General features: G+C 65.3%; 10 protein-coding genes. 4 read left to right on the top strand and 6 right to left on the bottom strand.

From position 1 onward, the window contains the following. Positions 1-9: 9 nt before the first annotated feature. Positions 10-1,929, bottom strand: a complete 1,920-nt coding sequence (locus tag WNB94_RS11970; protein ID WP_341390639.1) for a methyl-accepting chemotaxis protein — start codon at positions 1,927-1,929, stop codon at positions 10-12. A 130-nt stretch (positions 1,930-2,059) separates the two neighbouring features. Between WNB94_RS11970 and ppk2 the strand changes: the two genes are divergently transcribed. Together ppk2 and WNB94_RS11960 are read left to right on the top strand one after the other, a co-directional pair. Then, positions 2,060-2,869 carry a polyphosphate kinase 2 gene (ppk2, locus tag WNB94_RS11965; protein WP_341390638.1) on the top strand — a complete coding sequence of 270 codons (810 nt, stop codon included), beginning with the start codon at positions 2,060-2,062 and terminating at the stop codon, positions 2,867-2,869. A gap of 143 nt (positions 2,870-3,012) precedes the next feature. Further along, on the top strand, positions 3,013-3,813 hold the full coding sequence (locus WNB94_RS11960; protein ID WP_341390637.1) for a hypothetical protein: 801 nt from the start codon (positions 3,013-3,015) through the stop codon (positions 3,811-3,813). On the opposite strand, the gene WNB94_RS11955 is transcribed toward WNB94_RS11960, so the two are convergent. Further along, positions 3,783-4,220 carry a DUF3717 domain-containing protein gene (locus WNB94_RS11955; RefSeq protein ID WP_341390636.1) on the bottom strand — a complete coding sequence of 146 codons (438 nt, stop codon included), beginning with the start codon at positions 4,218-4,220 and terminating at the stop codon, positions 3,783-3,785. The two genes, WNB94_RS11960 and WNB94_RS11955, sit on opposite strands and share 31 nt — an antisense overlap. Before the next feature lies 1 nt (position 4,221). After that, positions 4,222-5,592 carry a tryptophan--tRNA ligase gene (locus tag WNB94_RS11950; RefSeq protein ID WP_341390635.1) on the bottom strand — a complete coding sequence of 457 codons (1,371 nt, stop codon included), beginning with the start codon at positions 5,590-5,592 and terminating at the stop codon, positions 4,222-4,224. Positions 5,593-5,632: 40 nt separating this feature from the next. On the opposite strand from WNB94_RS11950, the gene purN reads away from it, so the two are divergent. Both purN and WNB94_RS11940 read left to right on the top strand, forming a co-directional pair. Further along, positions 5,633-6,265: a phosphoribosylglycinamide formyltransferase gene (gene purN / locus WNB94_RS11945; RefSeq protein ID WP_341390634.1), complete on the top strand. Its 633-nt coding sequence runs from the start codon at positions 5,633-5,635 to the stop codon at positions 6,263-6,265. Between the two features lie 80 nt (positions 6,266-6,345). Then, positions 6,346-7,269: a DUF2167 domain-containing protein gene (locus tag WNB94_RS11940; RefSeq protein ID WP_341390633.1), complete on the top strand. Its 924-nt coding sequence runs from the start codon at positions 6,346-6,348 to the stop codon at positions 7,267-7,269. 21 nt (positions 7,270-7,290) lie between these two features. On the opposite strand, the gene WNB94_RS11935 is transcribed toward WNB94_RS11940, so the two are convergent. Genes WNB94_RS11935 through WNB94_RS11925 form a run of 3 tightly spaced genes read right to left on the bottom strand, consistent with a single transcriptional unit; the run spans position 7,291 to position 12,121 of the window. Continuing rightward, entirely contained in the window at positions 7,291-7,914 is a 624-nt protein-coding gene (locus WNB94_RS11935) for a PEP-CTERM sorting domain-containing protein (RefSeq protein WP_341390632.1), read from the bottom strand. Between the two features lie 48 nt (positions 7,915-7,962). Beyond that, complete coding sequence (locus WNB94_RS11930; RefSeq protein ID WP_341390631.1) at positions 7,963-8,658, bottom strand: response regulator; 696 nt, start codon at positions 8,656-8,658, stop codon at positions 7,963-7,965. Next, complete coding sequence (locus WNB94_RS11925) at positions 8,642-12,121, bottom strand: hybrid sensor histidine kinase/response regulator (protein WP_341390630.1); 3,480 nt, start codon at positions 12,119-12,121, stop codon at positions 8,642-8,644. Before WNB94_RS11925 ends, WNB94_RS11930 begins: the two co-directional genes overlap by 17 nt. Positions 12,122-12,184: the final 63 nt, after the last annotated feature.

Raw genomic sequence — 12,184 nt, 5'->3', positions numbered from 1 at the left:
AAGTCCCCATCATGTGGACGCCAGGCGCGTCAGCATGGCCACCTGCTCCACGCTTTCGTTCATCGCATCCACGCTGCGCGCCAGGTCCTTGAGCTTGCCGATCGCCTCCGTGATGTTGCGGCGTTCTTCGCTGGTCTGCGCGCTCATCAAGGCAATGCGATCGGCCGCCGACATGCTTTGGCTGGCCATGCCCTGGGTGGTTTCGACCGTGCGCGCCGCCACCTCCCGGATGCGGGCGATGGCGTCCACCGCGCCGTCAATGTCCTTGCGGGTGGCGTCGGCCTGGCTTTTGGACGATTGCGCCAGGCGACGCACCTCATCGGCCACCACCGAAAAGCCCCGGCCAGACTCCCCTGCCCTGGCCGCCTCCACCGCCGCGTTGAGCGCCAGCAGATTGGTCTGATCAGCGATGCGGCTGATGCCGTGGGTGATCTGGCTGATGCCGTTGGAGATGCGCTCCAGCTCGGTCAGCTCGGTGCCCAGGTTGCGCTGGGCATCCTGCGTTTGCGAGGCCGTGTCGCTGAGGCTGCGGATGCTGTTTTCCGCCAGGTCCAGCGCGTCGGACTGGGTGGAGGTGGCCTGCTCCAGGCGGGGCAAGGCCTGCAACAAGGGCTCGATGCCCTGCTGGTACCGCACGATGCGGTTCACCATGTCCGACTGGATGGTGTGCAGGGCCTCCCAACGGTACAAGGCCCGTTGAGCGTAGTGGGCCGAGTAGGCCGCGTAATCCACCGGAAACCGGGTCATGGCGCGCGCATCACCGTCGAAGAACACCAAGGCGGTCAGCGTCTGGTTGATGGGCACCCCCATGACCTCGCCAAAGCTGGAAAAACCGGCCGCAGGCACCCCCTGGAAAAAATGGGCCTGCCCCAGCGCCTGGGCGTTGTTCACCCGCCGCAGCACGCAGTCGTTGATCAGCACCCCCGACGGCTTGGGCTTGCCTGACAGAAACTGCTGCCAGTCGCGCTCTGTGCTGTCCACAAAACGGGTGGCGCGCATGAGGTGCAGGCGGTCGCCAAACTCCAGGTCGCAAAAGAAGGTGATGCAGTCGTCACCCATGCTCGCGACCGAGCGGATGAAGTAGGACTTGTCCACCTGAACCGCGAAGGTATGGTCGCTCAGGCGCTGCACCAACTGACTTGGGGCGCACTGAAAATGCGCGCACAAGGCCTCGGTGATGGGCTGAGGGCGGTGTTGATCATCAAACACCGTGCTGACCGTGCGCGACACGGGGTCGGCCTGCGCCACCAGCCAGCTCTTGTTGGTGGGCTCGAAGTTCTGGCTCTTGAACGGCGCAAACGACTTGCCGGCGGCCATTTCACAAAAGATCACCACCGCCTGGTGCTGCAACACCCCCTGGCGCGTGCCGATGAAGGTTTTGCCCCACTCCAGCGCACCGCCGGCCGAGCCGCCGATGGCCAGACACGGGAAGCGGGCACTGGCGTACCAGGCCTGCATCAGAAAACCTTCAGACGCAGACACCCCGTCGCAGTACACCAGGGCAAAGTGGCGATCGGCCGACAAGGGCATGCCCACCTGAACACGGTCCAGTCCCTGACGGATGGCCGCCACGCGGGCCCTGGCGTCATGCGGACCTTGCACGTTCAAATCGATCACATGCAACTCATGTCGGACCACCAGCCCGGACGGCAGGAACATCCAGCTGCAGCGAGGACCCTCGGCATCGCAGTACACCGAACCCGTCTGGCTGCACAAGGCGCCGGTGGACGACAGACAAACCACGGTCATGTCCTGCGGGGCCATCGCCTGCAGCGCCTGATTGACCCGCGCCAGGTCCACCCGGGGCGGCACGAACACCGCCAGGACACCTGAACGGCCCTTGACCCCCATCTGGCGCAACGAGCCGGGCAAGGACTGCCCATCGAAGGTGCCCGACTGAGGCCGGCTGGAGGCAAACAGGTTCATCATGTGCATGTCCGATCGGTTTGACGACCGGTGTTACGACCGCGCCAATTCAAACTTGAGAACGTGGATCGCGGAAAGAAACGCGCCCATGATCTGGATCAAAGCGAACAGCCCACCGGGCGAGGATTTTCAAATGGCAAAACCATCAAAGACCGCTTCCACCCGCCTCAACCGCAAAGACTACGAAGCCGCCCTGGAGCCCATGCAGCACGAACTGCTGCAGATGTCACGCTGGCTGGCCCACCACCACAAGCGCCTGTTGGTGATCTTCGAGGGCCGCGACACGGCGGGCAAAAGCGGTGTCATCCGGGCCATCTCCGAGGTGCTGGACCCTCGTCGCTGCCAGGTGGTGGCGCTGAGCAAGCCCTCTGAGCTGGAGCGCAGCCAGTGGTACTTCCAGCGCTACGTGCCCCACCTGCCCTCGGCCGGCAACGTGGTGCTGTTCGACCGCAGTTGGTACAACCGGGCCGGGGTGGAAAAGGTGATGGGCTTTTGCACCGACGAGGAATACAAGCGCTTCCTGCGCGAGGCCCCCTTGTTCGAGCGCATGCTGACCGACGACGGCATCTTGCTGTTCAAGTACTGGCTGTGTGTGGACCAGGCCGAGCAAGAACAACGCTTTGCCGAACGCCTGGACGACCCGCTGAAACGCTGGAAGCTGTCGCCGGTGGACGTGGTGGCCCGCACCAAGTACGCCGAGTATGGCCAGGCGCGCAACGCCATGCTCAAAGCCACCCACACCGAACAGGCCCCCTGGACGCTGGTGGACTTCAACGACCAGCGCCTGGGCCGGCTCACCCTGATCCGCCACCTGCTGGACCACCTCCCCGACCAGCAGGTGCCCGAACAGACCATCGACATGCCGCCGCTGGAGGGCCAGCCGGCCAAAGAGCGCTATCCGACAGGGCACCACCCCATACCCCCGTTTCAAACGAACGATTGACCCATCTACCTAGTGAAATAGCGCACATTTCAAACACCCCCCGAGTGAGCGTTTATCGAGATTCGTACAGAGAAACCCGGTGAGGCGGCGCGGCGTCGTGAAGGAACATTCACTGACACAACGACACATAAAGCGCCAACATCATGCTGACCACCCGCTACCAGAAAGTTCGCACCCTCAGCCTGCCAGACATCCTGCGCATGCACGCACTGTTCGAGGCCCACTACGCCAGCAGCCCGCTGGACACCTTTCTGGACGACCTGTCACGCAAGGATGGCGCCTTCATCGTGCGCCGCCGCGACACGGGCGAGATCGTGGGCTTCTCCACCCTGGGCGTGTACGAGTTTCAGCTGGCCGGCCGCAAGGCCAAGGGCCTGTTCAGTGGCGACACCATCATCGAAGGTGCGCACCGGGGCTCGCGCACCCTGCAAAAGGCGTTCGCCTGGCGCATCTTCATCGAGGCCCTCAAGGCCCCGCTCACGCCCCAGTACTGGCTGCTGATCAGCAAGGGCTACAAAACCTACCTGCTGATGGCCCGCAACTTCCCTGATTACTACCCTCGCCGTGGCGAAGACAACCCGGCCATGACCGACATGGTGGCCGAGTACTGCGAAGCGATGTTCCCGGGCAAGCTCAACCGCGACACCATGCTGCTGGAGTTTGGTGACGATGCCAACCGCCTCAAGCCCGAGGTGGCCGACATCACCGACGCCATGCGCCGCGACCCGGACATCCGTCACTTCGAGCGCCTGAACCCCACCTGGGCCCAAGGCACCGAACTGCCGTGCATTGCCCGCGCCGACCTGTGGGCCTTCCTGAAGACCATCGGCCCCTTCATGGCCAAGGTGGTGCGCGACCGCCTCAAGGGCCGCCCCGTGCCCGCCTCCACCGTCTCGACCGTCGTCCCGGCCGATCAGTCGGACGACGTGGTGCGGCCCGCCTGATCTGGCGCGCGCTCCGCGTAGCGGTTGAAGCGCCAGGCGCTGGACTCGATCGTGATGCGCCGCCAGGTGGCGCGCTTCTCGGCCGGGCTCATTTCGGGCCACAGCTGCACCTCGTCGAAGGTGCGCCCGCAGCCCTTGCACAGGTCGTCGCCCTGGCTGGTGGAGCAGATCGCGATGCAGGGGGTGTCTTGCGTGGTGTCGTACCAGGCCAGCCACGCTCGGTAAGCCTGGCGCGGCATGGAGTCTTCGTCGCACTCGGTCTCGCGGTAGTACACCATCAGCGCATAGACCTGCGCCAAGGCCTGCACCTCAGGGCCCAACTCCAGCAAGCCTGCCGGCGTGGCACGCTCTTTCTCGCGCCACCAGTTGATCGCCGACTCCATGTCGGTGATGTGGATGCCGGCCACCTCAGGTTCCTGACTTGTTGGCGGCCCGATTTGCGGCCAGATTGGCGGCCTTGGCAGCCGCCAGTTCGACCTCGTGGGCTTGAAGTGCATCCAGCGCGGCGATGACATCGGCCTGCGCCACGCCGTCGGCCAGCGACACGGGTGCATCCCCCAAGGGTGCGGCGCCTTCTTGCTTGAATCGCTTCACCCACTGCCCGGCCTCGCGGCCGTCGGCAAAGGCCTGGCTTTGCAGCAAGGTGTCCCCGGCTGAGGTGCTCAACTTGAAATAAAACTGCCCGTCGGCCTCGCGGTATTGCTTGAACACGGGCGCCGCTGGCTTGGCGGTCAACGGTGCGTCGGTCTGCACCGCGCCCGACGCCACCATGCGGCGCAGGCCCACGGCGTGGCGCAACTCCTTCAGGAACGGCGTGGCGCGCGCACGGGCCTTGTCGGCCCCGGCCTGCAACACCGATTCGATCTGAGCCGGGTGGGCCACCAACTCGGCATAGCGCTCGCGCATGGGCCCCACATGGGCTTCGATCAGGTCCACCAGGCGCTGCTTGGCCTCACCCCAGGCCAGGCCGGCGCGCAAATCGGCACGGAACGCCTCGCGCTGCCCGGCATCGGCGAAGGCATCAAAGATCGTGACCAGGTGGGCACCCTCGGGCTCTTTGGGCTCGCCCGGCAGCTTGGAGTCGGTCACGATGCGGGCCACGGCGTCTTTCAGGGCCTTGGGGCCCCCCTCGAACAAGGGCACGGTGTTGTCGTAGCTCTTGCTCATCTTGCGGCCATCCAGCCCGGGCAAGGTGGCCACGGCCTCTTCGATCTCGGCCTCGGGCAGCACAAACAGCTCTTTGCCGGCGCCGTACAGGTGGTTGAAGCGCAGGGCCACGTCCCGCGCCATCTCGATGTGCTGCACCTGGTCGCGGCCCACGGGCACGCGGTGCGCGTTGAACATCAAAATGTCGGCGGCCATCAGCACCGGGTAGCAGTACAGGCCCATCGTCACGCCGGCGTCGGGGTCTTCTCCCTTGGCCACATTGGCGTCCACCGACGCCTTGTAGGCGTGGGCGCGGTTCATCTGCCCCTTCGCGGTCACGCAGGTCAGCAGCCAGTTCAGCTCGGTGATCTCGGGGATGTCACTTTGTGCGTAGAACGTGACGCGCTCGGTGTCCAGGCCGGCGGCCAGCCAGGTGGCGGCGATCTCCAGCCGCGACCGGGCGATGCGCGCCGGGTCGTCACACTTGATGAGGGCGTGGTAATCCGCCAGGAAGAAGAAGCTCTCCACGCCGGGCTCGCGGCTGGCCGCGATGGCGGGGCGGATGGCCCCCACGTAATTGCCGAGGTGGGGGGTGCCGGTGGTGGTGATGCCGGTGAGGACGCGTTGGGTCATCCCGCCATTTTAGGCGCCCCGCTAAAATCCCGGGCTCACCATGAAATCCATCGTCATCCTCATCAGCGGCCGCGGCTCCAACATGGAAGCCATCGTGCACGCCTGCCAGCGCGAAGGCTGGCCCGCCCGCATCGCCGCCGTCATCAGCAACAAGGCCGACGCCTCCGGCCTGCAGTTTGCGGCGGCTCACGGCATCGCCACGGCGGTGGTCGACCACAAGGCCTTTGGCAGCCGTGAGGCCTTCGACACCGAGTTGGCCCAGGTGATCGATGGATTTCAGCCCGACGTGGTGGTGCTGGCCGGGTTCATGCGCATCCTCACCGAGGGTTTTGTGCGCCGTTACGAAGGCCGGCTGCTCAACATCCACCCCTCGCTGCTGCCGGCCTTCCCGGGGCTACACACGCACCAGCGGGCCATCGAGGCGGGCTGCAAGCTGGCCGGTGCCACGGTGCACTTCGTGACGCCCGAGTTGGACCACGGCCCCATCATCCTGCAAGCAGCGGTGCCGGTACGGGCCGACGACACGGCCGACACGCTGGCTGCGCGAGTGCTGGTCCAAGAGCACCAGATCTACCCGCAGGCGGTGCGCTGGCTGGTCGATGAGCAACTGAGCGTACACGGTGGCGTGGTTCGCCACCTCGATGGACGCCAGCAGGTCTGCTGGAGCGACTGAAGGCCACCGCCACGCTGTTCAAAGCGTCACCTGGTTCTGTTAAGCTGATTCATCAGAAAACAGTAGACAGGGAGCAGGGCATGATCTGCACATTGAACGCCGTCCGGCAGGCGGTGACACGCATTTTTTCTTGGATCGGCATGGCGGGGGTGATGGCCATCACCCTGGCTCTGGCGTCACCGGCTGGGGCCAGCCAGCGCGACGAGCAGATGGCTGACATCCTGCGCGAAGTCGAGGCGGCGCAAATCGTGGGGCCCGCCGACATCCTCTTGCGCGACCAGGCTACGCTGAAGCTGCCGGCCGGTTACGTGTGGGTGCCGGAGCCTGCTGCCAGCAAGTTGATGCAGGCCATGGGCAACCACACCGACTCACGAGAGCTGGGCCTGATCTTCCCGCAAGCCGATGACCAGCACTGGATGGTCGTCGCCGAATTCGAGGAATCTGGATACATCCAGGACGACGATGCCCGAAACTGGAACGTCGACGATCTTTTCAAGAGCCTGAAAGAAGGCACCGAGGCGGCCAACGAAGAGCGCCGCAAGAACGGTCACGCAGAACTGGAGATCGTTGACTGGGTGGAGCGTCCCAACTACAGCAACGACACCCATCGCCTGGTGTGGTCCATGTCGGCTCGCCACAAGGGAGACCCAGCAGACGCCCCCATGAGCATCAACTACAACACCTATGCCTTGGGCCGTGATGGCTACATCACGCTCAACCTCATCACCGCGCTGGCAGACATCCCACAGGACAAAGCGCATGCTCAGACCTTGTTGGCCGCACTGAGCTTCAGCGATGGCAAGCGCTACGCCGACTTCGACTCGTCAACCGACAAGGTTGCAGAGTACGGGTTGGCGGCGCTGGTGGGTGGCGTGGCGGCGAAGAAGTTGGGCTTTTTTGCCATGGCCGCGGCCTTTCTGGCCAAGTTCGCCAAAGTGATCCTGCTGGGCGGTATCGCCTTGCTGGGCGGCCTGGGCAAACTGTTCAAGCGCAATAAAGCCTGAGTTTGACGTGGGCGGCCGGCCTCAGTGGCGCTTCGCCAACTGACGACGGGCCACCCAGGGCAGCATCGCCAGGCCGGCCAGGGCCAGCGCCCAAGTGCCTGGCTCGGGCACGGCAGCGGCCAGGCGGATGTTGTCCACACCATTGAGTTCAAAGCCGCCATTGCTGTTGTCGTAGCCAATGTGCGACTCCAGCGTGATGCTCACACCGGACAACTGCGCCAGCACCACCGACAGGCTGGGCCCCCAGGTGGCTTCGTCCAGCGCCACGGCGTACGTTTGCCATGCACCGCCAGGCTCGGCGCCGGGCACGATGTCGAGTTCGACGAACTGACCACCGCCACTCAAGCGCACCGTGCCGAACGAGAACCAGTCGTTGCTGGCGCCATTGAGGTTGATGGCATCAAATGAGAGCGTGCCACCCAGGTACTGCAACCCGTTGACCAGGTCAGCCGATGGCAAGTACACCGCCATGTCGGCTCCGTCAATGTCCTGCAGCGTCAGAAACCCCGAGCCCTCGGTGAGAATCGCCCCGGTGGACGTCACCCCTTGCGCATCGTTGTCAAAGGTGTAAAGCAGGTTGGCCGACGCCACACTGGAACTCAGCGCCAGGACCAGGGCGCCCAAGGTTGGCAGGCAGGTGCGCATGCGACTCTCCTCAGTTTGAAATTGGTCTTGGCAATGTAGCACCGGGGCTCAGGCCGCACCAGTCCCCCCGGCCCCGCCCGCCAGCACGGGGCTGGCCAGGGCCGCCGCCGCAGCGCGGGTTTCCACACCCAGCTTTTCGAAGATGTGTTCCAGGTGCTTGTTGACCGTGCGGTGGCTCATGCCCAGGATGTCGGCAATGTCCCGGTTGGTCTTGCCCCGGGCCACCCAGGTCAGCACTTCGGTTTCACGGGGCGTCAGGGCGGCTTCTTCCAGCCGCGACAACACGGCGGCCTCGGCCAGGCTGGGTTGGGCGGCCGCCTCGCTGGCACGCTGCCAGGCCTCACGCGCGGCCCGTGCATTGCGCACATGGGTGCTCAGTCGGGCCAGCACCTCTTCGATGCGCACGGGTTTGACCACGTAATCCACCCCGCCGGCGTCGAAGCCGGCCACCACATCGGCCGTGTCGGACAAGCCCGTCATGAAGATGACGGGAATGGCCGACCACACGGCATGGGCCTTGATGCGCTGACAGGTCTCGAACCCTGAGAGCCCGGGCATCACCGCGTCCATCAGGATGGCATCAGGCTCGATGGCCGCCAGCCGCTCCAGCGCCTGCTCGCCATCACGGGCCACCAGGACGGTGTAGCCCTCCTGCATCAGGGCGTCGCACAGCATGCGCAAGGTGTCTGGCACATCGTCCACCACCAGCACGGTCCCGGCATGCTGTTCACGCTTGGGGTTCATCGATCGGATCCTCCTCCACAAATGGGCTCAGGTAAGCCGTCACGGCATCCAGTTCAAAGGCATCGATCCAGCCATGCAGGCGCACCCAGTGGGGCTCATGATCGGGGTGCGTGCGGCGCCAGTCCGCCAAGGATTCGCGCAAGGCTTGCACGTGTCCTTTGCGCGCCAGGCGGCTCAGCTCCCAGACGGCGTCGGCGGGCGGCGCGGGCACATCTGAGGAACCGAGGGCAGACGCCACCTCGGACGGTGGCGCCGTGCTGCCGAGGCGGTGGCCTGGCACCTGGGTGTGGCGGGTCACCCAGTTCAGCCCCAAGGCACTGCCCAGGGCCCGCAGCAGCTCGGACTCCATCACGGGCTTGCCCACAAAGGCCTGGCAGGACGCCGCCTCCAGGTTCTCGGGCCGGTTCTCGAACACATTGGCCGACACGATGATGATGGGCAGCGACGTCACCCCGCTGGCACGCAGCGCGCGCGCCGTGGCCCAGCCGTCCATGTCGTCCATGCTGATGTCCAGCAAGAGGGCATCAGGCGGATCGCTGCGCACGCTTTCGAGCGCCTCGCTGCCACTGGCCGCCTCGCGCACCACAAAACCCAGCGGCAAGAGCATGCCCGCCAGCATGTGCCGCTGGATGGGCTGATCGTCCACCACGAGCAAGGTGCGGCGCGGGCCTTCATAGCCCACGATGGACCGCAAGCCCACGGGGTCTGGCAGTCCGTCCACCGCCAGCGGGGCCTGCACGGGCGCAGAGATCTCGCGCAGGTACAGCCGCACGATGAACGTGCTGCCCACACCCAGCTGGCTGCGCACCGACAACTCTCCGCCCATGAGCTCGGTCAGCAAGTGGGTGATGGTCAGGCCCAGGCCTGTGCCGGTTTCACCGATGCGGCGCCCCCCACGACCACGCTCGAAGGGCAGAAAGATGCGGTCCAGATCCTGAGGGGCGATGCCCATGCCGGTGTCCAGCACCTCGAAACGCAAGACCTCACGGCGGGCGTCCACGCGCAGCGTGATGCTGCCACGTTCGGTGAAGCGCACCGCATTGCTCAGCAGGTTCAGCAAGATCTGGCGCAGGCGCTTGGCATCGGCCTGCACCCACTCGGGCACACGGCCGCGGGTCTGCAGCTCGAACGTCAGCCCGCGCGCCTCGGCCTGCGGCCTCACCATGCGCACCACGTCGTCCAGAAACGCCTGCAAGGGCACGGGCGAAGGCTCCAGCCGCAAACGGCCCGCCTCGATGCGGGCCAGCTCCAGCAGGCCGTCGATCAAGCCCATGAGGTGCTCGCCACTGCGCTGGATGGTGGTCAGTCCGTCATGCCGTCCACGGGCATCGAGCCCCTGCCCCTTGATGAGGATCTGGGCGTAGCCCAGGATGCTGTTGAGCGGCGTGCGCAGCTCGTGGGTCATGCCGGCCACGTAACGGGTCTTGGCCTGATTGGCCGCCTCGGCCAGCTCCTTGGCTTGCTGCAAGGCCGCATCGGTGCGTCGGTGGGCGTCGATTTCCTGCTGCAACAGCTGGTTCTGGCGGTTGCTGTCGTCTTGCGCCATGCGCCGGCTTTCAGAGGCCAGCACCACCCACCACGCACACACGGCCACCACCATCAGCAGCAGGGCATACACCTTGATGAAGGGGCCTTGCAAGGCCGCCGAAGCAATGCTGCCATCGGCCAGCAAGCCCGTGTGCACCACGCCCTCTTGGTAATACACCACGCCCAGCACCGCCGCCAGCAGCGCCGCCAGCGACAAGAACACCACCAGGTAGTGCCCCACCTGGAAGTTCATGCGGCGCGACAACTGCACAGGCAAGAGCGCCACCAGGCCATCAGAGACCTGCTCGGCCGCGCGAGAGCGGCTTTTGCAGCGATCGTGGCAGCGCGACTCGAGCGTGCAGCACAAGGAGCAGATGGGGGCCTCGTAGGCAGGGCAGGTGGCGATGTCCTCGGACTCGAACTCGTTTTCGCACACCGAGCAACGGACCATTTCGCCCGGTCGCCACACCGGCCGGGGTTGGCGTGCCAGATAAAAGCGCCCCCGCGTGGCCCAGGCCAGCACCGGCGAGGCCACCAACGCGATGCCCAGCGCAATGAACGGAGACCAGGGCAGCACGGCCTCGCCCAGCAGACCCGCATGCCCCGCGATGGCCACGCTGGCGGCCAGGATCGTGGCACCCAGCCCCACCGGGTTGAGGTCATAAAGATGGGCGCGCTTGAACTCGATGCCTCGCGGCGACCAGCCCAGGGGCTTGTTGATGACCAGGTCGGCCACCAGGGCGCCCACCCAGGCGATGGCCACGTTGCTGTACAGCCCCAGCACATGCTCGAGTGCGCCAAACACGCCCAGCGTCATCAGCAACACGGCGATCAGCACATTGAACACCAGCCACACCACGCGCCCAGGGTGGCTGTGCGTGAGACGCGCAAAGAAGTTGGACCAGGCCAGCGAGCCGGCATAGGCGTTGGTGACATTGATCTTGATCTGCGAGACGATCACAAAGATGAGGGTGGCCCACAGCGCCCAGCTGGACGACGTGAACACCTCGCTGAACGCCGCCAGGTACATCTGCGTGGGCTCGATGGCCTTGTCCACGGGCACCTCGCGCTGGATGACCAGAAAGGCCAGAAAGGCCCCGGCGATCATCTTAAGCATGCCCGGCACGATCCAGCCTGGGCCCGCCACCAGCACCGCCCCCCACCAGCGCCAGCGGTTTTCGCGCGTCTTCTCTGGCAGGAACCGCAGGTAGTCCACCTGCTCACCCACCTGCACCACCAGCGAGAAGATCACGGTGGCGGCCATGCCGAACGAGATCAGGTCGAAATCCGACGAGCCAGAGATCCGGCCCGACAGGCTGGTGAAGTCCACGTAGGCGTCGGGCTGCTTCCAGGCGATCACCACAAAGGGCAGCACCAGCATGGCCAACCACAGGGGCTGCGTCCACATCTGCAGGCGCGAGATCAAGGTGATGCCGTGCGTCACCAGCGGAATGACCACCAACGAGGAAATCAGATAACACAAGGCCAGCGGCCAGTCGAACACCATCTGGATGGCCAAGGCCATGATGGCCGCCTCCAGCGCGAAGAAGATGAACGTGAAGCTGGCATAGATCAAGGATGTCAGCGTCGAGCCCAGATAACCGAAGCCCGCCCCGCGCGTGAGCAGGTCCATGTCCAGCCCGTACTTGGCCGCGTAATAGCTGATGGGCAGCGCCGTCAGGAAGATGATGAGCCCCACCACCAGGATGGCCCACAAGGCGTTGGTGAAGCCGTAGCTCAGGGCGATCGCCCCCCCGATGGCCTCCAGCGCCAGGAACGACACCGCGCCAAAGGCCGTGTTGGCCACGCGCATTTCGCTCCACTTGCGGAAGGTGCGCGGGGTGTAGCGCAGCGCATAGTCCTCCAGGGTTTCATTGGCAACCCAGGAGTTGTATTCGCGGCGGATGCGAAAGATCTTCTGTCGGGCAACGGACACAAACGGGCTCCGGACAACGCGGCAGACATGCTTTCAGCAAGAAGCGCTCCAGCAGTGTGCGCA

It is taken from the genome of Aquabacterium sp. A3 (genome assembly GCF_038069945.1).
Taxonomy (GTDB): Bacteria; Pseudomonadota; Gammaproteobacteria; order Burkholderiales; family Burkholderiaceae_C; genus Aquabacterium.
This window is presented reverse-complemented; position numbering and strand designations above follow the sequence as displayed.